The 23,203-nt window shown below is 72.9% G+C and carries 17 protein-coding genes; 5 read left to right on the plus strand and 12 right to left on the minus strand.

The genetic code is table 11. The features are described 5' to 3' along the window. The 4 genes from WAB15_RS11155 to WAB15_RS11170 form a co-directional block, all read right to left on the minus strand. The gene (locus WAB15_RS11155; RefSeq protein WP_407286114.1) at positions 1 to 639 is read right to left on the minus strand and encodes a uridine kinase; all 639 of its coding nucleotides are present in this window, start codon (positions 637 to 639) and stop codon (positions 1 to 3) included. A 41-nt stretch (positions 640 to 680) separates the two neighbouring features. Then, positions 681 to 1,133, minus strand: coding sequence for a hypothetical protein (locus tag WAB15_RS11160; RefSeq protein ID WP_399147667.1), 453 nt, complete (start codon positions 1,131 to 1,133; stop codon positions 681 to 683). A gap of 102 nt (positions 1,134 to 1,235) precedes the next feature. Continuing rightward, positions 1,236 to 2,162 carry an IclR family transcriptional regulator C-terminal domain-containing protein gene (locus WAB15_RS11165; RefSeq protein WP_407286115.1) on the minus strand — a complete coding sequence of 309 codons (927 nt, stop codon included), beginning with the start codon at positions 2,160 to 2,162 and terminating at the stop codon, positions 1,236 to 1,238. 165 nt (positions 2,163 to 2,327) lie between these two features. After that, positions 2,328 to 3,272: a zinc-binding alcohol dehydrogenase family protein gene (locus tag WAB15_RS11170; RefSeq protein WP_407286116.1), complete on the minus strand. Its 945-nt coding sequence runs from the start codon at positions 3,270 to 3,272 to the stop codon at positions 2,328 to 2,330. Positions 3,273 to 3,994: 722 nt separating this feature from the next. Between WAB15_RS11170 and WAB15_RS11175 the strand changes: the two genes are divergently transcribed. Both WAB15_RS11175 and WAB15_RS11180 read left to right on the plus strand, forming a co-directional pair. Then, complete coding sequence (locus tag WAB15_RS11175) at positions 3,995 to 5,566, plus strand: FAD-dependent monooxygenase (RefSeq protein WP_407286117.1); 1,572 nt, start codon at positions 3,995 to 3,997, stop codon at positions 5,564 to 5,566. A 341-nt stretch (positions 5,567 to 5,907) separates the two neighbouring features. Next, positions 5,908 to 7,626, plus strand: coding sequence for a CDP-glycerol glycerophosphotransferase family protein (locus tag WAB15_RS11180; protein WP_407286118.1), 1,719 nt, complete (start codon positions 5,908 to 5,910; stop codon positions 7,624 to 7,626). A 17-nt stretch (positions 7,627 to 7,643) separates the two neighbouring features. Here WAB15_RS11180 and WAB15_RS11185 read toward each other — a convergent pair whose 3' ends face one another. The 4 genes from WAB15_RS11185 to WAB15_RS11200 form a co-directional block, all read right to left on the minus strand. Further along, positions 7,644 to 9,770, minus strand: a complete 2,127-nt coding sequence (locus tag WAB15_RS11185; RefSeq protein ID WP_407286119.1) for a tetratricopeptide repeat protein — start codon at positions 9,768 to 9,770, stop codon at positions 7,644 to 7,646. Positions 9,771 to 9,884: 114 nt separating this feature from the next. After that, on the minus strand, positions 9,885 to 11,804 hold the full coding sequence (locus tag WAB15_RS11190) for a helicase-associated domain-containing protein (RefSeq protein WP_407286120.1): 1,920 nt from the start codon (positions 11,802 to 11,804) through the stop codon (positions 9,885 to 9,887). A 14-nt stretch (positions 11,805 to 11,818) separates the two neighbouring features. Next, positions 11,819 to 13,270, minus strand: coding sequence for an SWIM zinc finger family protein (locus tag WAB15_RS11195; RefSeq protein ID WP_407286121.1), 1,452 nt, complete (start codon positions 13,268 to 13,270; stop codon positions 11,819 to 11,821). After that, the gene (locus WAB15_RS11200) at positions 13,267 to 16,137 is read right to left on the minus strand and encodes a DEAD/DEAH box helicase (RefSeq protein ID WP_407286122.1); all 2,871 of its coding nucleotides are present in this window, start codon (positions 16,135 to 16,137) and stop codon (positions 13,267 to 13,269) included. Before WAB15_RS11200 ends, WAB15_RS11195 begins: the two co-directional genes overlap by 4 nt. 334 nt (positions 16,138 to 16,471) lie before the next feature. Between WAB15_RS11200 and WAB15_RS11205 the strand changes: the two genes are divergently transcribed. Both WAB15_RS11205 and WAB15_RS11210 read left to right on the plus strand, forming a co-directional pair. Then, complete coding sequence (locus WAB15_RS11205) at positions 16,472 to 18,025, plus strand: UvrD-helicase domain-containing protein (protein WP_407286123.1); 1,554 nt, start codon at positions 16,472 to 16,474, stop codon at positions 18,023 to 18,025. Between the two features lie 211 nt (positions 18,026 to 18,236). Then, a complete protein-coding gene (locus tag WAB15_RS11210) occupies positions 18,237 to 18,551 on the plus strand; it encodes a DUF6343 family protein (RefSeq protein ID WP_407286124.1) in 315 nt (104 codons plus the stop codon). Positions 18,552 to 18,663: 112 nt separating this feature from the next. Here WAB15_RS11210 and WAB15_RS11215 read toward each other — a convergent pair whose 3' ends face one another. The 4 genes from WAB15_RS11215 to WAB15_RS11230 all read right to left on the minus strand — a co-directional run bounded on the left by WAB15_RS11215 (position 18,664) and on the right by WAB15_RS11230 (position 21,636). Continuing rightward, positions 18,664 to 19,056, minus strand: coding sequence for a tetratricopeptide repeat protein (locus WAB15_RS11215; RefSeq protein ID WP_399147722.1), 393 nt, complete (start codon positions 19,054 to 19,056; stop codon positions 18,664 to 18,666). 436 nt (positions 19,057 to 19,492) lie between these two features. Beyond that, positions 19,493 to 19,951 (minus strand): cupin domain-containing protein, encoded by a 459-nt coding sequence (locus WAB15_RS11220; protein ID WP_407286125.1) that lies wholly within the window; start codon positions 19,949 to 19,951, stop codon positions 19,493 to 19,495. A gap of 23 nt (positions 19,952 to 19,974) precedes the next feature. Beyond that, positions 19,975 to 20,565 carry a dephospho-CoA kinase gene (gene coaE, locus WAB15_RS11225; RefSeq protein ID WP_407286126.1) on the minus strand — a complete coding sequence of 197 codons (591 nt, stop codon included), beginning with the start codon at positions 20,563 to 20,565 and terminating at the stop codon, positions 19,975 to 19,977. A 126-nt stretch (positions 20,566 to 20,691) separates the two neighbouring features. Further along, on the minus strand, positions 20,692 to 21,636 hold the full coding sequence (locus WAB15_RS11230; RefSeq protein WP_399147655.1) for a PAC2 family protein: 945 nt from the start codon (positions 21,634 to 21,636) through the stop codon (positions 20,692 to 20,694). 428 nt (positions 21,637 to 22,064) lie between these two features. Between WAB15_RS11230 and WAB15_RS11235 the strand changes: the two genes are divergently transcribed. Continuing rightward, positions 22,065 to 23,081, plus strand: a complete 1,017-nt coding sequence (locus tag WAB15_RS11235; protein WP_407286127.1) for a right-handed parallel beta-helix repeat-containing protein — start codon at positions 22,065 to 22,067, stop codon at positions 23,079 to 23,081. Positions 23,082 to 23,203: the final 122 nt, after the last annotated feature.

Genomic DNA, 23,203 nt, shown 5'->3' on the forward strand with positions numbered 1-23,203 from the left:
TCAGGCGGGTCCGCTCCAGGCCGGCCGACGGGGATCGTCGGCCCGTACGACGACATCCGCCGCCTCCTCGGGCCGTGTCTCGGCCTCGTAGCGCGCGAAGGCGGGCAGCGTCCAGCGCTCGCCCTCAGGGGTGCGACGGGCGAGCGCGGCCGGCGAGAGCTTCAGATGGACGGAGAGATCGAAGGGAAACCAGTGACCGAGCAGCAGGGGGCCGTCCAGCAGCAGGACGCCGCCCGGCGGCAGCGTCACGTAGGCACTGCGTGTCGCCCGGTCCGCCGGCGGATCCCACAGGTCCGGGAGCACCCGCCCGCTGCCACCGGGATCCAGCGGCTGGAAGACCTCGCGCCACAGCGCCTGCCGGTCGAACCACTCGTCGTGGTAGGCGTCGGGATCCGCACGGCCGTATTCGAGCCGCAGGGAGGCGGGGCGCAGAAAGCCGAAGGTGCCGGCCTTGTGCACCGCCCGCCCCCGCATCCGCAGCGCCTCGGCGAGCCGGCCCGCCAGTTCACCGGGCGCGGCAGCGGGAGCCCCGTCGATGGCCACTCTCAGCCAGGGACTCCCGTCCTTCGCCGTCGTCGTGACGATGCGCTCGGCGAGCGCTTCGGTGAGCCGTTCCCAGGTGATCGCTTCGAGCCGCACACCGCCATTCTGCCCGGTCGCACGGCGCCCGGCGCGGCACGTCAACCGGAGTGCGGCCGGCCCGGCGGTGTGTGGAAGGTGGAGTTCCCGGAGACGAAACCGACCTGGATCACCGGGGCGTGGTGGACACCTCCGCTGATGGTGTTGTGCACGTCCCGTACCGTCGTGCGGTCCCGGTCGGGCGCCACCTCGTCGAGCAGAGCGCGCAGTTCGGCCGCCGCGGCCGGGTCCTCGCGCAGTGACCGCTGCAGCCGCAGCCGCCAGGCCGTGGTCACTCCGTCCACGCCGTCCTGGTCGCCCTCCTGCCGGGCGGCCACGAGATCGGCGCGGGAGACCTCCAGCTCGCCCTCGACCGCCTCCTCGTCCACGGTGCCCCGGCGCCGGGCGAGGAAGGCCGCCATCCTGCCGCGGACCGCCGTCCAGCCGTCCGTCGCCATCTGCTGCACCAGCGTCGTCGCCCCCGCTGTGGCGAGCGCCACCAACTCCGGTTCCATGGGACCCCCTTGTGCGTCGTCGGTACTCCATTGTGCGGCTGCCGGCACCGTCCCGGAGAGGAAAGCCGGTTCATGAACGGCCTGGTGGCCTGGTGGCGCGGTTCAGGCCTGGTCGGCGGTCGGGCGGGCGGCTCCGTAGCGGCTGAGTACGGCCGCCGCCTCCTTCGTCGCCTCGATGACACCCTCGGGGGCCTTCGGCATCACGGACTTGAGCTTGAGCAGCAGGACCGCACCCATGATGGAGCCGTCCCACATGATCGGCGCCGCGCAGGAGTTCCATCCGGCCATGCACTCCTCGTACCCGAGTGCGTATCCGAGGTCGCGCACCTCCGCGAGGGACTCCATCAGCGCGTCGTTGTCCCGGTAGACGCCCGGTCCCGCCTGGTCGGGTACGGGCTCGGCCAGCACCCGCTGCTGCAGCACCTCCGGCAGGTAGGCGAGGATCGTCCGCCCGGAGGCGCCGGTGCGCAGGGAGCGCGTCACGGACAGCACATCGCGCGGCGTCATGCCCAGCTCCGCGAGGTCGGAGTCGCCGACGGCCATGTCGACACACTGCCGTTGCGCGCCGGAGAACGGTGCCACCATGTAGAGGAACGCCAGTCCGCCGTCGGTGGCCGTCCGCAGGTCGCTGAGCACCGTCTGTGCGCCGTCGAGGCGGTGGTCGAGCGCGGTGAAGGCCAGCTGGGCGGCCGAGGTCCGCAGCCGGTAGAGGCCCCGGTCGACCCGCTCGAAGATCCGCTGGTAGATACCGGACTGCAGGATGCGGTAGACGACCGAGTCGTCCAGGCCGGTGAATTCGGCGATCTCGCCGGGTCCATGGGCGGATCCGCCCAGTTCGGCGAAGGCCGTCTGGACGAGGAAGACCCGCTCGGCATGGCTGGATCCCGACGCCCGGGAGCCCGCGGACGACGCGCCCTTGGTCGTCCGGCGCGCGCTCTTGGGACGGCCCGGGCCCTCGGACTCGGCGGCGGTTCCCGAAGCGGAGGCGGGCGAGGCCGCCGGTTGGGACGCTGTGGTGCTGTTGCCCATCGTGTGTTCTCTCCCCTGACAGAGTTCCGCGCCCGAAGACGCACGGCATTTCCCCTACGAGCCGGCGCCCCCGTCTCCCGCGGCTCGGACCGCACTTCCCGGCGGACGGCCCCGGGGTGCGCTCCCGCAGCCGTTGTGCCCGCCCGGTACCCCGGACTACCGGAATCAGCGGGTGACGTCGAGGGCCAGCTTCCCGGTCTGGGTGCGGGCGGCGAGGTCGCGGTGCACCCGCGCCGCCTCGCCGAGCGGGCGGACGGCGCCGATCAACGGCTTGAGCGAACCGTCGGCGACCGCGCCGAACAGTGCCTGCATGGACGTCGGCAGCGCCGTGCGGTCCGCGTAGAGCTGCGGCAGCCAGAAGCCCGAGAGCGTGATGGACCGCGCCATCAGGTCACGCGTCGGCACATTCGTCTCACCGCCGCCGGCGAACCCGTAGACGGCCAGCCGACCGCGCGGTGCGACGGCGGCGAGGATCTGCTCGAAGGTGACGCCACCGGTCATCTCCAGTGCGGCCTCGACCGGGCCGCCGGCCGCCTCCAGGATGCGCTCCGTCAGGTCCTCGGCGGTCGAGTCGACGACCGCGTGAGCGCCCAACTCCTGGGCCAGTTTGCGCTTCTCCGGGGAGCCCGCCAGGGCGATGACCCGCGCGCCGGCGTGCGCGGCGAGCTGGACGGCCAGCGAGCCGACACCGCCCGCCGCGGCCGGTACGACGACGGTCTCGCCCGCGGTGATCCGCAGCGAGGTGAACAGTAGATGCCAGGCGCTGTTGCCCTGCAGCGCCAGCGCGACGGCCTGTTCGTCGCTGACGGCGTCGGGCACGTCCCAGGTGACGCGGCGGTGCAGCAGGGCCCGCTCCGCGTATCCGCCGCCGCGGCACAGCCCGACGACGCGCCGCATGCCGTCAATGGTCCCCACGACCTCGTTGCCGGGCGTGTACGGCAACTCCACGGGCTTGAGATAAGTGTCTTCCCGTACGTGCACATCCGCATAATTGACGCCCGCGAGAGTCACCTCGACCGGCGAGTGGCCGGCGCGGGGCGCGGGTTCGGGCACGTCCTCGAGCCGCAGCACGTCCGGGCCGCCGAATTCTCGCATCACAATCGCGCGCACGACTCTCCCTCAAGTTCTCCGGTGCGGTGCCCGCACAGGGTAGGCACGGAGCCGACCGGAGCGCCGGAGTCCGATCATTTCGCGCCAACCCTCCGGGGGTTCGCCTGCCGCAGCCCTCCCTCCCACGTGGATTTCCCGTGCGTTTTCTCGCGACGCGAGAAACGGGCGCGGCGCTTTCCACCCATTACACCGTTTTGCTTCGGATCTACCCATCGGTATCCCCGGGGTGGCTCTCACGCGTCCGTTGCCTAAACCTGGCTACCGGATGTGATCGCCGCCGCCTACGATCCGAATTGTGTCCGCCGTTGACCAGATGTGACGGCTGCGTCCCCAGGGGCCGAGCACGCTCCGCGAGGCAGGTGTGCTCGCCCGCCCCACCCGGTGACACGGGCGGGTGGCGGAGGACGTGGCCGCGCACGGGGCAGCCCGGGCACGGCCTGAGGGGGAATCATGATGGGGAAATCGGGGGGCGGCAGGCCGGCGATCGCGCCGGCCTGCCGGGACCCACAGTTGGCACGACCACTTCCACCGGCACCTCTGCGCATCCTGCGGACCGCGTCCGCGTCCCTGCCGTCCTCGTTGACGGCCTCGTTCACGGCTGCCACCGACGCCGTCATCGCCGCCGCGCGCCGACGCTCCCGCATGAATGCGGCACCGCCCTTTCTGGACGAGTCCCGCTCCCACCGGGAGATCGTGCGCCGCCGCCGAGAAAGGGACTGTTCATGAACTCGTCGAGCAGTACGAGCAGCAGCGGGCTGCAGTTCACCCACCCGCACCTCGCCGTGGTGCTCGGCGGCGGCTTCACCGGCATGCTCGCCGCCGCCGCACTGTCCGCACACGCCGATGTCATCGTCGTCGAGCGCGACCGGCTGCCGCGGACCCCCGCCCTTCCCACGGACCTTCCGCAGGCCAGGCACGCCCACCTGCTGGCGGCGGAGGGAGCTCGGCTGGTCGACGCCCTGCTGCCCGGCAGCGTGGACGGATGGCTGGCCGAGGGGGCCCGCCGGATTCCGCTGCCCGCGGAGCTCGCCGCCGGCTCCCCGCAGGGCTGGTTAGGGCGGCGGCGCTCGCCGTATCTGGTCGCCTGCTCACGCGATCTGCTCGACCGGGTCGTGCGCCGGCAGGTGCCGGCCCTCCCCGGTGTGTCCGTCCTCGACGGCACCGAGGCGGAAGGCCTCACGGGCACCGCGGAGCATGTCACCGGGGTGCGCGTACGGGACACCACCACCGGCGAAACGTATCGGCTGGATGCCGACCTGGTGATCGACGCCACCGGCCGGCACTCCACCACCCAGGACCGGTTGACCGCATTGGGGCTGCCCGCCGCGTGCGAGGACGTCTCGGACCCCGGGATCGTCTCGGCGACCCGCATCTTCCGCGCCCCCGAGGGCACCGAGAACGTGCCGGTGCTCACGTCCCGTACACGCCTCACCACCCCCGCTCCCGGGCAGCGCACCGCCGGACGACCGGTCCCTTCGAGGACGGCCACACTGGTGCCCATCGAAGGTGGACGCTGGCTGGTCACCCTCACCGGCACCGGGGACGAGCATCCGACCGAACACGCCAACCGGTTCGTCCCGTTCGCCCGCCGCACGGGCAACTCCGCCATAGGCGACCTGATCGCCGGAGCCGAACCGCTCAGCGAGGTGCGGCTGGCCCGCGACACGTCCAACCGTCGGCGGCGCTATGAGCAGCTGGCGTCCTGGCCCACGGGGTTCATCGCGCTCGGCGGCGCCGTGGTCTCCGTCAGCCCCGACTTCGGCCAGGGCCTGTCCATCGCCGCCCACAGCGCCGCCGCGTTGCGCGAGACGCTGCGACGGCACGGGATGGACGACGCCGGCATCGCCCGGAAGGTGCAGCGCACCATCGGCCGCATCGTCCAGGGACCGTGGTCCCTGGCCACCGGCGAGGACCTCCACTCCCCCACCCTCGGTCGCGCCGCCGTCTGTCGCGCCTATGTCGATGTCGTCGCGTCCTGTGCCCGTACGGCTCCGTTTCCGCACCCGTCGGCAGCGCTCGGCCTGCTCCGGGCACGGACGACGGCTCCGATCCGCCCGGCGAGCGGCGGTTCACCGGGCTGGGAGGAGTCTGCGATAGCGGTCCCGGCTCCCCTGCCGGCGGCGGCCGAATCCGCGTCGGCCACCGGCGCGCGGTCCGCCGCAGCGGCCGGTGCCAGCCCCGCCGTCGCGGCGCTGCCCGCCGTCTCCAGGCGTCGTCCCCGGACGCTCGGCCTCGGGCCGACGGCCCGGTGGCGCTTCAACGGGGCAAGCCGTCGGAAGCCGGGAGACGACTGACGACTGGAGCCTGTCCGGCCCTGGGGCAACGGACGCGCTCGAGGCCATGACCGGATACACCCGGGGGTCATGGCCACGAGCCCGTCCGTGCTCTACGCACCGCACACCTGGTCACCTGCGCGCAGTGCCGCTGATCTACCGTGGGGGCGCCAAGGACAGCTGGGATCACCATCAAGGGGTTGCGGACAACCGTGACACGCGCTAACAGCAGCATGCCCGCGAGCCGCGAGCCGCGAGCCGCGAGCCGCGAGCCGCGAGCCGCGAGCGGCTGTGCGGGCGCCTGCGGTTGGCCGTGCGCCGATGGCCGCGACGGCGCTCACTGCCACATACCGCCGCTGCGGGTGCCCGTCGGCGAGGACCCCGAGCGCTGGCTGACGTTCGCCGGCGAGCGCATCGTCGTGGCCGTGGCGCGCACCGTCACCTCGACCGTCCGGGTCCTCGACGTCCTGCGTCCGGTGCTGCGCGATGACCCTCGCGTCTCCCTCGTCTTCGCCTACGACCCCACCTCCGCGTTCAACGACGGCGTCCACGCCCTGCTGACCTCGGCCGGCGCCCGCATCCTGCCCTGGCACCAATTCGCCCGCATCACCCCCGACTTGATCATCACGGCGTCCGAGAACGCCGACCTCACCGCGTCACACCACACCGCCCCCGTCCTGGTCCTCCCGCACGGTGTCGGCTTCCACAAGGTCGTCCCGGACTCCCGCGGCGACGGGGACCGACTCGCCGGAGTCGTACCGGACGACCTGCTACGCAGCGGACGAGCCCGGCTCGCGCTCTCGCACCCGGACCAGGCGGCCCAGCTGGCCGCCGCCCACCCCTCCACCGCAGGCCACACTCTCCTGGTCGGCGACCCCTGCTATGACGCACTGCGCGACGGGCGGGATCTGCGCGCCACCTACCGCCGGGCCCTCGGCGTACCGGACGACAGCCGCCTGGTCATGCTGAGTTCGACCTGGCGCGCGGGTTCGCTCCTGGGCCGGGACCCCGCGCTTCCGGCCCGGCTGCTCGCCGAACTGCCCCTGGACGACTACGCCGTCGCCCTGGTCACCCACCCCAATATCCCCTCCGCTCACGGCCATCACGCCGTCCGTTCCCTCCTCGACTCCGCCCATGGCGCCGGGCTGCTGACCATTGCGCCGACGGCGGGCTGGCAGGCCACGCTGATCGCCGCGGACCTTCTCATCGGCGACCACGGATCGGTCACCTTCTACGGTGCCGCGCTGGGTACGCCCCTGCTGCTCGGCGCGTTCAGCAAGGACGAGGCCGTGGCCGGCACCCCCATGGCCGAGCTGGGGCGGATCGCACCCCGGCTCGCTGCCGACGCGCCGCTCCGGCCGCAGATCGAGCAGGCGCTCCATGCCGCGCACTCGGCCGGCGACGACACCGCCGCCCGCCTCCGCAAGCTCGGCGAGAGCGCCTTCGCCGCCCCGGGCCGGGCCCTGGCCCTGATCCGGTCCGCCGTCTACGACTTCCTGGACCTCCCCGAGCCAACCGGTCCGCCGCCCCCGCGCCGGGCGCCGGAACCTCCCGTACCGCAGGGCCAACCGGCGAAGGTCACCGCGGCCTACGTCACCACCTCGGTCGACGAGGGACCCGACGGCCCCCGGGTGTCGGTCGAGCGCACCCCTGCCGCCGTCGACTCCTTCGCCGTCCCCGAGCGATCCGACGCTCCCGACGGCCCTTTCCGCCACCTCTCCAGCGCCGATGACGAGTGGGACCGGCAACTGGCGGAGAGCGCCTCGGTCCTGGTCCGCCGCGATCCAGCCCCCACCGCTGTCGCCGCCGACCGATGGATCCAGGACACCTTCGCCCGTTACTCCGGCTGTCTGCTCGCCGCTGCCACCGTCGCGGGCCGCGGCTGCCGCATCGGGCTGCGCGACGGCCGTACGGTCGAGGTGTGCGCCACCGGCCTCATGGCCGACCCCGCTGTGCTGGCCGGCGTCGTCTACGCCCTTGTGCGCTCGCGACGCCCGTTGGCCGGTATCGTCACCCTCGCCCTCGGCAACCGCACGGAGGACGCCGCGCTGAGCGTCGCCCGCCACGGCCACGGTGCATAACCCCCTTCTTCGCCCCGCTACTCAGGCGTCTCCTCGGCCTCCGTCAGCCTGCGGCGCAGCTCGACGGCGCGCGGGCCGCCGCCCGCCTCGTATATCTCCAGCGCCCGGGTGAGCAGTTGCCGCCACCGCTCACGGTCCCCGCGCTCCTCGGCCATCTCGGCCAGCGCCTCGCACACCGGGGCCTCGTAGTGGACGGCACCGCGCTCACGCAGCATCCGCACGGCCTCCTCCAGGGCCGCGACCGCCTCGTCGGTGCGGCCCAGCTCCCTCCGCACGCCCCCGAGGGCGGCCAGTGCACGCGCTCCCATCCGGCGGTCGTCGATCGCCATGAATCCGTCGTAGGCGTCCTGCAGCGTGACGAGTGCGTCGTCGGTGCGGCCGACGGCGTGCTGTGCGCAGCCCATGAAGTAGCGGCCGATGGCGATACCGCGCTCGTCGCCCGCGGCGCGGTAGAGCGTCATCGCCTCCTCGTATGTCGCCACGGCGCGTTCCGGCTCGCAGCGGTCCCAGTACCGCCCGTAGAACTCCCGGGCGGAGGCACGCAGCAGCGTATGGCCGGATTCGTCGGCCCGTGCGATGGCCGTCTCCAGTTCGCCGCGGGCCCGGTCCAGCTCGTCGCGATCCATCAACGGACGCGAGAGGAGCGAACGCAGCCGGGCTTCGGCGGCCGGATTGGCGTCCGCCGCGGCCTCCCTGGCGCCGAGCTCCCCGGACACCGCCCAGTCGTTGAGGTACCTGCGGTTGAGGAACAGCGCGGTCAGCGCCTCGGCCAGCTCCCAGGCGTGGCGATGCCACCGGCGGTCCGCGGCGGCCCGCTGGACGAGAAGCAGCTCGCCGCGCCAGGCGTCCAGCCACTCCAACGCCTCCTGACGGTCCCGGAAGCCGAGGCTCCGATCCGTCCCCTCCAGGCGCTCGACATACCCTCCGATGCGCATCCGGCGGCCCATGACGGCCAGGTCGGCGTGTGCGGCCCGGGTGAGCAGATGGTCCGCCACCCGGCGTACGACGGCGGTGCGCTCGGTCTCGGTGTCCTCGTCGACCGCCTGCTGTCCGGCGTGCAGTCGCACCAGATCGTGGAAGTCGTACCGCCCGTCCGCCGCCACCGTGATCAGGCTCGCGGTCTCCAGGGCTTCGAGCTGCTCGGCCGCCTCAGGGCCGCTGATCCCGGCAGCCGCGGCAGCCGTCTTTGTGTCCCATCGGCGCCCGGGGTACAGGCCCAGCACCCGATACAGCCGCGCCGTCTCCTCGGACAGCCCGGCGTACGCCACCGCGAAGACCGCCGTCACGACCCGTTCACCTCCCCTGCGCAGGGCATCCAACCGACGTTCGTCATCCGCCAGTTCACCGGCGAGCGCCTCGACCGACAACCGCGGGTGCATCACCAGCCGCGCGGCGGCCACATGCAGCGCCACCGGCAGCCCGCCGCAGCTCGCCACGATCCGCTCGGCGGCGGCCGCCCCGTCCGCCATGATGCGCTCTTCTCCGCACAGGCGCTGGAGCAGTTGCAGGCCGTGCGCGCCGGTGAGGGGTTCCAGGGGCAGCAGGCGCGCCCCCACCGTCAGCAGCTCCCCGAGCATGCCCTGGCTCGTCGCGAGCACGACGCTTCCCGGTGCGCCCGGGATCAGCGCCCGTACCTGCGCCGGCTCGGTCACGTCGTCCAAAACCACCAGCACCCGCTTGTCGGCCGTCCGGCTGCGGAACATCCCGGTCAACTCGCCGAGTGTCCCCGGCAGATACTGGTCCTCGACTCCCAGCGCCCGCAGGCAGCGGCTGACGCCGGCCGAGACGTCCCCGCCCACCTGGGCCCTCAGCTCGGCGAAGTCGACATAGAACTCTCCACCGGGGAACCGGCCGCGCTCCCCTTGCGCCCATCTGTGCGCCGTCGCGCTTTTGCCCACCCCCGGCAGACCGCTGAGCACGGCCACCCCGCCGCTTTCCCCCACCGATCCGCTGATGGCCTCGATCACCGGCTCGCGGTCGACGAACTGGGCGACTCCGGCGGGCACTTGCCGGGGCACCGGAACCTCCGGCCGCCGCACCTCGAAGTGCACCCCTCCGTGGATCGCCCCGGCCTGCACCACCGGACCGTACGCGCTGCCACCGAACTCGTTCCGTACGCCGTCCCCCACCCCGTGCTCCCCCACGTCGACCTCGTCCTTCCTCGGCCGGTCGATCTGCTCGGACCGCCGGATCGACTCCGCACTCCAGAACGCTACTTGACGGCACTGACACCGCGGCCGCGGCCCGCCACGGGGTCATCACACCCCGCTGCTTGTGGCGGTGTCCTGGGAACCTGGCGAGAGCCCCAGGAGGCGGCGCGCGAGGGTGAGGGGTGCGTGTGGATCGCGGGTGGGGGTGGGGGCCGTGGTGCGGTGTGCGGGGAGCCGTTCGACGGTGGTGGCGCCGGTGTCGGATTCCAGGGCGGGTGCGTAGCCCGCGGCGCGCAGGGCCTCCAGGGTGGCCGCCGGTGGGCTGCTGCTGACCAGGACGGTCGGGGCGATGGCCCGTAGCGCGAGGGAATGTAGTGCGCGGTGCGCGGCCAGCTCCTTGACCAGGCTTTCGTCGTCGGAGCGGATGCAGCAGGCGGCGGGCAGGACCCGCATCCGGCCGTGGGCGCGGGCGGCGTCCTGGACGAGGTAGCGCAGCGGCTGCGGCAGGGTCCCCGTCGTCGAGGCGCGGGTGAGGTCGTCGAGGAGGGTGCCGGCACTGTGGCCGGCGTCCAGCGCGCGGCGCACCGAGGTGGGGGTGAAGCGCCAGGTCACGGCGTGCCCTTCGGACTCGCGGTCGGCCGCGGAGGCGAGCAGCCCGGCGAGCGCGGCGGCGGGGCGGCCGGGCACCACCGCGGTCAGATCGGCCTGGAAGTGGGCCCGTTCGAGCAGCGGCGGGAGCAGGTCGCCGAGCGGTTCGTCGAGGGATCGCGGGTCGGCGAGCAGCGCGCGGCCGAGGGGGGTGAGGGTGCCGTGGGCGACCAGTCCCAGACAGGCCGCTTCGTGGAGGGTGTGCGCGGCGCGTTCCGCGGCCATCGGCTGCCGGCTGACGGCGAGGGGGCGGTGCCAGTCCGCCGCCTCCAGGAGACCGCGCAGCGCGGCGTCGGTGCGCGCGGGCTCCGGTCCGGGTGATGGCGTGTGCGGCAGGGGTGCCCCCGCGCCCAGGGGGACGGCGGCCAGGGTGGCGAGGAGGGCGTGCCGTAGTGCGGGCGCGTGCCGGTCGTGGCCACGGACCAGCGCGGTGGGGGTCTCGCCGAACGGGGTGTGGGTGGGGATGGCCCACAGGGCGGACCAGGCGGCCAGGACGGGGGCCAGGCACCGGCCCGGCGGGAGGAGGAGCCAGTCGTCGTAGGCGCCGGTGGGCAGGGCGGTGATGCCGGCCGGAGTGCGGGTCAGCGCGATCAGGTCGGCGGCGAGGGCGAGGTCGAGGAGGAGGCGGGTGTGCGGTTCGGAGGCGCCGGCCGCCTTGGCGAGCCGCTTGATCTCCCGTACGGCCAGGCCGCCCGCCTTGCGCAGCGCGGCGGGCTGTGTGGCCAGTGAGGCCAGCAGGCGGTCCACGGTGGCGGCGAGGGTCGCCGCGGCGGCCCGGGACTCGTCGTGCAGCGAGGTCGCGGGGACCGATGCGGCGGGCGTCCCGGGGTCGGCGGTGTCGTCCGGGACGAGCTCGGGGGCGTGCACGAGGAACGGGCCGAGGTCGTGGGCGGCCAGGAGCTGCGGGGCGCGCGGCGGGACGACGACGCTGCCGTCCTCGGTCGGGGCGGCGAGTCCGTCGTCATAGAGGGCGCGCAGTCCGGCTTCTGCGGCGGTACGGGCGTGCCCGGTGACGCCGAGGGCGGTGAAGACGTCCTCGGGCGGGACGGGGGCGGTGGCCAGTTGGGCGAAGGACAGCCGGTGCGCCATCAGGGACTGGTAGTCGGCGCCCGCGGCGGGGGCGGTGGGGCCGTGGGCGTCCCGTGCGGCGCGTTCCTGGCTGAGGCGGGCGGTGGCGGCGAGCACCTGGAGGCGGGGGTGGTCGAGGTGCAGCACCAGGTGGTGGAGGGTTTCGTAGGACCACAACGCGCTTGCCAGGCCGCGTAGTTCGGTGGGGGCGGGGCGGCGGGCGAGCGGCTCGGCGTGGCGGGTGAGGAGCGCCGCGAGCTGTTCGGGGGTGCGCTGGGCGAGGGATCGGGTGAGTGTGTCGAGACCTTCCACGGCCTTGAGGTTAGTCATCGTGCGAGCAGGGCGGTGAGGGCGCCCACGGGGTCGGGGTCGGCCGGTCCGGTGGGCCACCAGTCCTCGGCGCCTGGTTCGGATTCGTAGGGGTACCAGCGGTTGTCGCGGCCGAAGCGGAGCTGGATGCCGCGGTCGGGGTCGGTGAGGTGGTTGTGGCGGGGGCGCAGGGCGGGGAGATCGGCGGCCAGGAGGGCACTGCGGGCCCGGTCGAAGTCACCGGCCGGGGGGTTCCAGGTGGCGTCGAGGAGGGCGAGGCCCTCTGGGCCGCCCTGGCGCCAGGCCGCGACGGAGCGGGCCACGTCCGTGGGTGTGCGGCCGGTCACGGCCGCGAGGTCGCGGTAGAGGGCCCGGGTGGTGGCGGTCAGGCCGGCGGTGGGGTGGGCGGTGGCGGCCAGGCGGACGGCGTCCTGCCACGGGGGTAGATCCGGGTACGGGCTTGGCAGGGCCTGCTGCCCGCCCCCGGGTGTCGGTGATCCGGCGGCGGATACGCAGGCGTGGGCGCGGGTGGCGGCGTCGGCGGCCAGGAATTCGAGGGTGGCGGGGTCGAAGGGGAGGTTGTCGCCGTCCGGCAGGGCAGGCGGGTGACCGTGCTGGGGCGGCAACGGCAGGGGCGCCGGGAGCGGCGGCCGGGGGCGGTCGGCGAGAGCCGTGCGGGCGAGGACACCAGGGGGCGTCGGCGTTCCGGGTGCCGCCGATTCCTCGGGCGCGGCGCTCGGGGCCACCTCGGCCAGGCGTTTGCCAGCATCGGCCCGTACAGGTGTTTCGGGCCGCTGCCTGCCGGTGGCTGCTGCGGTGGTGCCGAAGGTGTGCGCGCGGGCTTCACGGGCGGTCAGGGCGGCGTTGCGGCGGGAGAGTTCGTCGAGGAGTTCGCGTTCACCGCGGCCGCGCATCAGCAGCAGGACGAACGGATCCGCGTCCAGGAGCCTGGCCACCTGGAAGCAGAGCGCGGCGGCGTGTTTGCAGGGCCTGCCGCTGTCGGGGCAGGAGCATCGGGGAACGAGGTCGCCCGGCCCCGGGAGGAGGCGCACCTCGCCTTCGGCCAGGGCGCTGGGCAGCTGCTTGGCCAGCAGGGCGGTGAGCTGCCCGGGGTCCGCGGCGATCGCGTCCAGGAGGGCGTCCCACTCCTGGCCGGTGAGGGTCCTGAGGCGGATCTCGGCGCTGTAGGGGCGCGGTCTGCTGCCGCGCACGGTGGCGACGATGCGGCCCGGTGTGATGTTGATGGTGTCGACATGGCCGTCGCGGGCGTAAGTCCGGCCGCGGGCGAGCCGAGCGCTGTCGAGGGCGGCGCTCTCCAGCGCGTCCAGCCAGGCGCTCCCCCACCAGGATTCGGCGAACAGCCCCCGGGCACCGGTCCGGACGGGCAGGGGCGGGAAGGTGCGGGTGCGGTCCGCGCGGGCCTGACGGTCGGCCGCGGCGGCGCGCCCCGAGGTGGGGCGGCGGTTCATCCGGGCCTCCTGAGGGAGACGAGATCGGCCAGTTCCGCATCGGTCAGTTCGGTCAACGCGGTCTCCCCACCGGAGAGCACCGCGTCGGCGAGCGCCCGTTTGGCGCTGAGGAGTTGGGCGATGTTGTCCTCGACCGTGCCCTCGGCGATGAGCCGGTGGACCTGGACGGGCTGGGTCTGGCCGATGCGGTAGGCGCGGTCGGTGGCCTGTTCCTCCACCGCCGGATTCCACCAGCGGTCGTAGTGGATCACATGCCCGGCGCGGGTGAGGTTCAGGCCGGTGCCGGCCGCCTTCAGGGACAGCAGAAAGACCGGGGCCTGCCCGGACTGGAAGCGGTCGACCATCCTCTCCCGTTCGGCGACGGGGGTGCCGCCGTGCAGCAGCTGGGTCGGGACGCCTCGGGCGGCGAGGTGCCGTTCGAGCAGCCGCGCCATGCTCACGTACTGGGTGAAGACCAATGCGGCGCCGCCCTCGGCGAGGATGGTGTCCAGGAGTTCATCGAGGAGTTCGAGCTTCCCGGAGCGGGCGGCCAGCCCCGGGGCGGCCTCCTTGAGGTACTGCGCGGGGTGGTTGCAGATCTGCTTGAGGGCGGTGAGCAGCTTCATGACCAGGCCCCGGCGCGCGATGCCTTCGGCGGTCTCGATCCGGGAGAGGGTCTCGCGGACGACGGCTTGATAGAGCGCGGCCTGTTCGCGCCCCAGCGCCACCGGATGATCCGTCTCGGTCTTGGGCGGGAGCTCGGGCGCGATCCCCGGGTCGGACTTCTTTCGGCGCAGGATGAACGGGCGCACCAGCCTGGCCAGCCGCTCGGCCGCCTCCGGGTCCTCGCCACCCTCGACCTCACGGGCATGCAGCGCTCGGAACGTCTTGAGGGGGCCGAGGAGGCCGGGGGTCGTCCAGTCCAGCAGGGCCCACAGCTCGGAGAGGTTGTTCTCCACCGGTGTGCCGGTGAGGGCGATCCGGGCGGGGGCCTTGATGCCGCGCAGCGCTCTGGCCGTCGAGGAGCGGGGGTTCTTCACATGCTGGGCCTCGTCGGCGACGACCCACGCCCAGGGCCGGGCGGCCAGTTGGGCGGCGCTACCGCGCATCGTCTGGTACGTCGTCAGGACGAAGCCGCCGTTCAGGCCGTCGAGGCTGCGGCCGGCGCCGTGGAAGCGGCGTACGGGCGTACCGGGCGCGAAGCGCTCGATCTCCCGCTGCCAGTTACCGAGGAGGGAGGCGGGACAGACCACCAGGACGGGTTCGGTGGGCCGCCGGTGCAGATGGAGCGCGATGACGGTGACCGTCTTGCCCAGGCCCATGTCGTCGGCGAGGCATCCACCGAGCCCGATCGAGGTCATGGTGTCGAGCCAGGTCATGCCCCGTAGTTGGTAGTCACGGAGGGTCGCTCGCAGTCCGGGTGGCTGGGGCAGCGGATGCGTCTGGTCGGTGAGGCGGCCGCGCAGTGCGGCGAGCGCCCCGAGTGGCACCACCTCGACCGTTTCACCGTCCACCTCCGTGGTGCCGTGAAGCGTCGCCGCGAGGGCGTCGACCGGCTCCAGATAGCCCAGTTCGCGCTTACGGGCTTTGCGGACGAGTCCGGGGTCGACCAGCACCCACTGGTCGCGGAGCCGCACGACGGGGCGGTGCGCCTCGGCCAGGGCGTCCATCTCCGCCTCCGTGAGCGGAGCCCCGTCCATCGCCAACTGCCAGCGGAATTGCAGTAGTTCACCGGAGTCGAAGAAGCCGAAGCCGTCCGCGGCGGAGCCCGGTGCCGGGCGCAGAACCGCCGTCGCGGTCAGCCCGCGGGCCAGTTCCCTGGGCCAGTGGACGGCCACGCCCGCGGCCCCCAGACGGGGGGCGGCCTCGCCCAGCAGGTCGTACAACTCATCCTCGCCCAGGGGCAGCACGTCGGGGACGGGACGCTCCAGGAGGCGGGTGAGGGGGGTCCAGACGCGGGCGGCGCGGCGCAGCGCGAGGAGTGTGTCGACGCGGGAGCGGGGCCCGAAGTGTTCGGGGCCCTCGCCCTCCCACAGGGCGCGGGCGTCGGCCACCAGGGTCGGGTCGGTGAGGCTGTGCACCTGTAGGACGGCGGCCGCCGCGCTGCGCTCCTCGGCTCCGCCCGCCCCGCCCTCGTCCCGGATGTCGAAGAGCCGGTGCGGCGCGAGGTCCAGGCGCAGGGAGAGCCGCACCCCGGCATCGACACCCGCCGCGACCTCGGCGGCCCACTCCCGTGCGCCGGGGAGCCGCTGCGGCTCACTGGCGGCGAACGGGGCACCGGCCACCAGTCCGGCAGCGGGTGTGCGCGGCAGCGTGTCGATGACCGCGTCCACGTAGAGCCGCACCAGGGCCGCGGGGTCGTGCAGCTGGAGCGGGCGGCTGCCGGGGAGCGGCACGGGGTAGGCCTCGGCGGGCATGGCGGCGGCGATGGCCCGGAGGTGCGCGATGTCTTCGGGGTCGAGCGGGCCGGCGCGCCAGGCGTCGGTGTCGTCGGCGGTCAGGCCCGGCAGCAGCCTGCCGCGCGCGGCGAGGTGCAGCGCGTGCAGGGTGGCCGCGCCCCAGCAGGCGGCGGCCGGGTCGGCGGCCGGGTCGTGCCGGGCGCGGACCAGCAGCGGCACGGCCTCGGCCAGCGGGAGCAGCACCGCGGCAACCGTGCGACTGCGGGCGCCGTTGCCGTGCAGTCGGGCAACGGTCAGTTGCACTCGCTCCATCGCCTGACCCTCGCCCGGAGTTTCCGCTCCCTCTCCCCCGTCGGCTTCCGGGAGCGGACCGCCGTCGGGCCGCCAAAGAGCGATCTTGCCGGCGCGCGGCGGCTGGGCGGGCAGGAAGGCCACGGCACAGCCGGCCACGGCGGCGGCCCGACCGCCGCCCTCCCACCGCCTTGTCATGCCATCCCCTGATGTCCGGTCCTGCACTGCCGACTGTGGCACCCGCCGGGCCGACCGCCCGCGGCCCGCTCCGGCGCGCCCGACCTGCGAGTCTACGGTCGTACGCACTACGCCTCCCCAACCTCCCGTCTCGCGCCCCACGAGCCGCCTCGGCGACCTGTCGTCCGCTGTCGATGGAATCAGACGGCACTGACAACGCATCCGGCCCGCGCTACCGCGCGCGAGGACGGAGTTATCCACAGGCCACAGAAAGCCTCTTGCACTCACCCCACATTCGATTACAGTGAGTGACGTCATCACTCTCAGTAATCATCCCATCCCGGTGAGGAGCCTCATGCACACCCCCACGCCCGAACAGACCGCCGCGGCGGAGGCCTTTGCGACCGGCGCGCATCTCGTGATCCAGGCCGGTGCCGGCACCGGCAAGACGACGACCCTCGCGATGCTCGCGCACTCCGCACGGCGACAGGGCAGGCCCGGCCGGTACATCGCCTTCAACAGAGCCGTCGCCCGCCACGCCGCCCGGGAATTCCCCGACGAGGTCGCCTGCGGAACGGCGCACGCCCTCGCCTACACCGCCGTGGGCAGGGGCTACCAGGCGCGGATGAACGCCCCTCGGCAAGCGGGGTGGCGCACCGGCGCGGCCCTGGGCATCGACGACGGCATGTCCGTACGCATCGGAGCACGCAAGGTCGACAACAGGGCGCTCTCCTATACGGTCCTGCGCACCGTCACCCGCTTCTGCCAGTCCGCCGACAGCCGGATCGCACCACACCACGTCCCGCCCTTGCGCGGCGCCGAATCCGAGCCGCTGCACGCTCAACTCGCCGGTCTCGTCCTGCCCTACGCACGCACGGCCTGGGCCGACCTCCAGCATCCGGACCACGGCGTCGTCCGCTTCGAGCATGATCACTACCTGAAGATGTGGGCGCTGCGCGAGCCGGTCATCAAGGCGGACTTCCTGCTGCTGGACGAGGCGCAGGACACCAATCCCGTGGTCGAGCAGGTCTTCACCGCTCAGCGCGACCATGCACAGCTGGTGCTGGTCGGGGACTCCGCCCAGGCCATCTACGGCTGGCGCGGTGCGCGCGATGTGATGTCCGGATTCGACGGCAGACAGCTCAGCCTCTCCCGCTCCTTCCGTTTCGGACCGGCGCTGGCGGCCGAGGCCAACCGCTGGCTGGCGATCGTCGGCGCACCGATCCGACTCACGGGCTCGCCCCGCCTGGAGACGGAGTTACACAGGGTCCGCGCCCCGGACGCGATCCTGTGCCGAACGAATGTGGGGGCGATGGTGGAGGTGATACGGCAGCTGGAGGCGGACCGCCGGGTCGCGCTCGCGGGCGGCGGCGAGGCACTGAGCGCGCTCGCACGCGCCGCACACGACCTGGAGGCCGGGCGCCGTACCGCCCATCCCGAGCTGATGCTCTTCGAGACCTGGGCGGAGCTGCGTGAGTACGCAGAGTTCGACCCCGCCGGCCGGGATCTGCTGCCCCTGGTGGAGCTCGTCGACGAGCACGGCGCGCAAGCGGTACTCCAGGCCCTCGACCGGCTCTCGCCCGAGACTTCCGCCGAGGTGACGGTGTCCACGGCGCATCGGGCCAAGGGACGGGAGTGGGCGAGCGTGCGCATCGCGGACGACTTCACAGCCCCCGACGATCTCGACGAGCGAAGCGAGGACGGCTCACCGGTCCCCGGGCCCGTCGATATCGACGAGGCACGCCTGGCGTATGTCGCCGTCACCCGGGCGCGATCACTGCTCGACATCGGCGGGCTGTCCTGGATCAACAACCATCCCGCGGGCGACCCACGCCATGAGCACGGACGACCGGGAGCGGGGGGGGGGAGGGAGCGACTGAAAGGGAGGAGCGAGAGGCCGCAGGCGTGAAACGGCAGATAACTGGAGGGGGCGAGAGGGCCTCGGCGTGAGGCAGCCGGGGTGAGGGAGCCGGCGTGAGGGAGCCGGCGTGCGGCGCGGGTGGGAGGAAGGGGGTGGGGCGGGGGGGGGAGGGGCCCCCGGGGGGGCGGGGGAAAGGCAGGGGGAGACAGGTGACCGGCCCGTCGATCGGGTGGATCCTGGAAGTAGGAGATGGATGCCGATGCGTACGGGAAATGAGCCGCTGCACGCACGCAGCCCGCTGAGAATGCGCTGTGGGCTGGCGTTGTGGGGGTTGCTGTGTGCCACCGCCGGAGCCGTGGCCTTCGTCGACGTCGGCCGGCCGGAATGGGCGGCGGCGTGTGCCGCCGTGGCCATGGTGGCGGTCATGGACCTGGCCATGGTGATCCGCCACATTCGCCAGGGACCGCACTACCAACCGGGCAGGGACGTACCGCCCTACGAGCCTGATCGTGGCCGGAACGAAGCGTTCGAGATACGCAGGGACACCCGCCGCCGACCCGGCAGCAAGCCGTAGGCAACCTCAGGGGCGAGGGCGCGTTCGCCGCCCCGCGTGGCAGGGCGGTGCCGGCGGCCGCGGCCCACGGCCCGGCTGATCGCCTCCGGGCCGTTCGCCGCTGACCATCTCGTCATGGGGTGTGTTCGCCGTTGCCCGTGTCGCCGTGTGCGAAGCGGGCGGCCTGAACGAAGTCCGGGCGCGGTTCCAGGGCGGCTGCCAGGCGGAAGTGGCGCAGCGCCTCGTCCAGCCGGCCCGCGCGCTCCAGAGTGCGACCCAGCGCGAAATGGGCAAAAGCATTGTCCGGCTCGCGTTCCAGCACTATCTGGAACTCGAGTTCCGCCGGGCGCAGTTGGGCGGCGAGGAAGAAGGCACGGGCGCGCAGCAGCCGGGCCGCGGTGTTCTCGGGGTGTGCGGTGATGACCGAGTCCAGCAGCCGGATCGCGCCGCGCGGGTCGCGGGCCTCCAACAGCTGTTCCGCAGCGCGGAAGTCGATGACATGCGTCTCGGGGCTGATCTCGGGCACGTCCTGCTCCTCTCCCGTTGCCGTCGCCACCGGGGCATACCTCAGCCACGAGCCGTACGGCGTCACCTGCGGCACAACAACCCCGTCGGTCGCGGCATTCCCCGGCCGGGATGGCCTCAACCGGGCCCGGTGCCTCCGACCGAGCCAGGTGGCCCAACCGAGCCGGGGCCGCTCCGGAGCCGCCGATCCGACAAGCAATCGCAGGGCGACGAGGCGTTGCCGCACCACCGATGCAGGGCGCCGCGGCGACCAGCGCGGCAGCGGGCCACGGTGCCATCGCCGCAGCGAGCCACGGTCACCGCCACCGCAGGGGGCCACGGCGACACCTCTGCAACCGGCTCCGACGCTGGAGCCTCAACGGGCCCCGACACCATCGCCCCAGCAGGTCGCAGCCCCGGGGCCGGCCGCCACCCGCAGCCCCGGGGCCGGCCACCCGCTACAGGCTGATGTGGTAGGCCTTGCGCAGCGTCTCGTGGACGGTCCAGCGGGTGCGGTCGCCCTCGCGCAGGACGCATGCGTCGCCCGGTCCCACCTCGAGCACCGAACCGCCCTCGACCTCGATTGTGGCACGTCCGCTGACGACCACGAACAGCTCATTGGCCTCGGTGTCGGTCACCACGCCCGGCGTGATCTGCCAGATACCCCGGAGCTGGCGGCCGTCCGGCGACTCCCAGAGGACCTTGCCCGTCACCTCCGGCTCCCCGGAAACGATCTGCGAGGGGTCGAGCGGTTCCGGCTCCAGATCCGCGTCCGCGATGCCCGGGATGTTCACGACGAACGACGCGGGGCCCGCGTCATCGGCGGAGGGAGAGGCGGCGGCACCGGAAGCGGCCGCCGCGGCAGCCGCAGGCTCCGAGCCGGTGGTCTTGGCGTCGAGATCGGAAGGAGGAGTCATGGCGGTGAGGGTACCGTCCGGGCTCATACGTCCCGCAGGCGCTCCCACACCGCGCGGACCTGCGGTTCCAGAGCCTCCAGCGGTCCGTCGTTGTCGATGACGAGATCCGCCACCGCCAGCCGCTGGGCACGGGTCGCCTGGGCCGCCATCCGGGACTTCGCCTCGTCCTCAGCCATGCCGCGCAGTCGTACCAGGCGGTCCAGCTGGGTCTGCGGGGCGGCGTCGACCACGACCACCAGGTCGTACAGCGGCGCCAGGCCGTTCTCCGTCAGCAGCGGCACGTCGTGGACCACCACCGCGTCCGGCCCCGCCGACGCCTCGAGTTCGGCCGAGCGGGCGCCCACCAACGGGTGCACGATCGCGTTCAGCGCCTTGAGTCTCTCGGGGTCGGAGAAGACGATCCCGCCCAGCTTCGGCCGGTCGAGCGTGCCCTCCGGTGTGAGAACGCCGTCCCCGAACTCCTCGACCACCGCCGCCAGTCCGGGCGTACCCGGCTCGACGACCTCGCGTGCGATCTTGTCCGCGTCCACGATCACGGCGCCGTACGACGACAGCAGTCGTGACACCTCGCTCTTACCCGCGCCGATGCCGCCGGTCAGCCCCACCTTCACCATGGGCCCACGCTATACGGTGCGCCGAGGCGCCCGGCGCGCAGGAGGCCACGGCCCCACATCAGGCCACGCCCCGCCTCACGCACCGCCCTTGGCTCAGGTGCCGGTCCCCGCTGAGGCGCGGCCCCCTCAGGCGCCGCCGTCGCCCTCCCGCTCCGCAAGGAAGCGTTCGAACTCCCTCCCGATCTCGTCGGCCGACGGAAGGTCGACCGGCTCGGCCACCAGATTCACCCGGGTCTCCGCGCCGGCCACCGCGTCGTACTGATGCTCCAGCCCGCTGACCAGCGCGACCAGTTCCTCGTCGCCCTCCGAGATCTGCCGTTCGATCTCCTCCTGCGTCCGCAGGGCCTCCGTCCGCAGCGAATGCGCCGCCCCGGGGAGCACCAGGCCGGTCGCGGCCGTCACCGCCTCCAGGGCCGTCAGCGCGGCGTCCGGATACGCGGACCGGGCGATGTAGTGCGGCACATGCGCCGCCACGCCCAGTACGTCGTGCCCCGCCTCGGCCAGCCGGAACTCGATCAACGCCTCCGCGCTACCGGGCACCTGGGCCTCGTCGAAGAAGCTGGCGTGGCCCGGCATCAGATCCGTGCGGTTGCCGTGTGGGGTGATGCCCACCGGGCGGGTGTGCGGGACGCCCATGGGGATGCCGTGGAAGTTCACCGAGAGGCGCACGCCGAGCCGCTCCACGATCTCCTTCACGGCACCCGCGAAGCGCTCCCACTCCACGTCCGGCTCGGGGCCGGACAGCAGCAGGAACGGCGCGTCGGTGGTGTCGCGCACGAGCCGCAGCTCGATGCTCGGGGTCTCATAGGCGGTCCAGCGGTTGCGCTCGAAGGTCAGCAGCGGGCGCCGGGCGCGATAGTCGACGAGGCGATCGTGGTCGAAGCGGGCGACGACCTCGTTCGGCAGGCCGTCGAGCAGCCGCTGGACGATCTGGTCGCCCGTCTCACCGGCGTCGATGTAGCCGTCGAAGTGGTACAGCAGCACGAGACCCGCGGAGTCCCTGGAGGCGATCGCCTCGACCTCCGCGAGCCCGCTCGGCTCCCATGTGTACAAACTCTGGGGATCCAACACAGTGACCGCTCCTCCTCGTTCTCATGAACGCCAACGTGCGGTCGACCGCGAGCATTCCCGGCTACGGATATGACCCCTACCCTTTCCGGACACTCTTCGCCCCGCCGGGCACCGGCCCCCTCATCACCGAGCGCGGGTCCCTTACCGCAAGGCGCAGACCCCGCCCGCCACCGGGCGCGGCCCCACCTCCAGACGTGCGCCACCCCCGGAAGCCCGGTTCGACATGCCCCTGGCACCTGCCCACCGCCCCGTCGCCCCCTCCCACCCCGAATTCAAGAACCTGAATACAACACCCCCACGAGGGAGGGCAGTTCACCCCTCGCCCCCCACCACCTGAAGTCTTGACGCACCCCACCCCCAGCCCTACCTTCACCCCCACAGAACGGTTCACACTCAAACTCAACGTTCATATACACGAAGGATGTTGTATGCCCACTCGTCGCACGCCTCTCCTCCCGATAGGCCCCCGCGCCGTCCTCCTGGGCGCCGCCGCATTACTCCCGCTGGCCTTGTCGGCCACTTCCGTCACCGCGGCCACCGCAGGCGCCCCCGTCTCCCCCTCCCCGTCCCGAGTGATCGACGTCTCGACGGCCGCGCAGCTCAAGGACGCGCTCGCCGGGGCGAAGCCGGGTGACCGGATTCAGCTCGCCGACGGCACGTACCGCGGCAACTTCAAGACCACCGCCGCCGGCACCTCCTCGTCCCGGATTTCGCTCACCGGTTCGCCCAAGGCGCTGCTCACCGCGAGCGGCGGCTACGGGCTGCACCTGAACGGCGCCTCGTACTGGACGGTCGAGGGCCTCACCGTCACCGGCGGGCAGAAAGGGATCATGATGGACGCCTCGGACGGTGTCGTCATCGACTCCGTCGGCGTGCGCGACCTGGACATGGAGGGCGTGCACTTCCGGAAGTCCAGCAGGAACGGCGTCATCAAGAACTCGACCATCCGTGACACCGGCAAGGACGGCAGCGGCATGGGCGAGGGGGTCTACGTCGGCAGCGCGGGCGGCACCGACGACAAGAGCGACAATGTCCAGATCCTCGGCAACACCATCGGGCCCGGTGTCGGCGGCGAGAACATCGACATCAAGGAAGGCACCACCGGTGCGAAGATCATCGGCAATTCGTTCGACGGCAGTGGGCTGACCGGCGCGCACTTCGACGACTCCTGGGTCGACATCAAGGGCAACAAGGTCGTCGTCGAGAACAACACCGGCAAGCACACCAGCAACAACGGCTATGAGACCCACTCCCAACAGCCGGGCTGGGGTTGCGGAACGGTCTTCCGCGGCAACAAGTCCGACCTGAGCGGTGCCACCGGGTCGGGCCGCTACGGCTTCAACATCACCCATTACGACGCGTCCGGTTGCCCGGTCACCATCGCGGGCGACAACACGGTCACCGGCGGCCGCGGCGTCGCCAATCCGGGCATTCCAGTGGGCTGACCTGCACCCCAGCCTCTGCCCGCCCCCCTCTCCGGCCTGGGCCCCAGCTCCCAGCCCCGACCTTCGCCTCGCCCCCACACACGACGAAGGCCCGCTCCCCCGGAGGGGAACGGGCCTTCGCC

The sequence above is a fragment of the Streptomyces sirii genome, from assembly GCF_045690365.1.
GTDB lineage: Bacteria > Actinomycetota > Actinomycetes > Streptomycetales > Streptomycetaceae > Streptomyces > Streptomyces sirii.

Bases quoted from the DNA above. Each gene is read 5' to 3' on its own strand.
- WAB15_RS11160 (WP_399147667.1), bottom strand. From the start codon at position 1,133: ATGGAACCGGAGTTGGTGGCGCTCGCCACAGCGGGGGCGACGACGCTG.
- WAB15_RS11175 (WP_407286117.1), top strand. From the start codon at position 3,995: ATGAACTCGTCGAGCAGTACGAGCAGCAGCGGGCTGCAGTTCACCCAC.
- WAB15_RS11205 (WP_407286123.1), top strand. From the start codon at position 16,472: ATGCACACCCCCACGCCCGAACAGACCGCCGCGGCGGAGGCCTTTGCG.
- WAB15_RS11195 (WP_407286121.1), bottom strand. From the start codon at position 13,270: ATGAACCGCCGCCCCACCTCGGGGCGCGCCGCCGCGGCCGACCGTCAG.
- coaE (WP_407286126.1), bottom strand. From the start codon at position 20,565: ATGGTGAAGGTGGGGCTGACCGGCGGCATCGGCGCGGGTAAGAGCGAG.
- WAB15_RS11210 (WP_407286124.1), top strand. From the start codon at position 18,237: ATGCGTACGGGAAATGAGCCGCTGCACGCACGCAGCCCGCTGAGAATG.
- WAB15_RS11165 (WP_407286115.1), bottom strand. From the start codon at position 2,162: ATGGGCAACAGCACCACAGCGTCCCAACCGGCGGCCTCGCCCGCCTCC.
- WAB15_RS11235 (WP_407286127.1), top strand. From the start codon at position 22,065: ATGCCCACTCGTCGCACGCCTCTCCTCCCGATAGGCCCCCGCGCCGTC.
- WAB15_RS11200 (WP_407286122.1), bottom strand. From the start codon at position 16,137: ATGACAAGGCGGTGGGAGGGCGGCGGTCGGGCCGCCGCCGTGGCCGGC.
- WAB15_RS11220 (WP_407286125.1), bottom strand. From the start codon at position 19,951: ATGACTCCTCCTTCCGATCTCGACGCCAAGACCACCGGCTCGGAGCCT.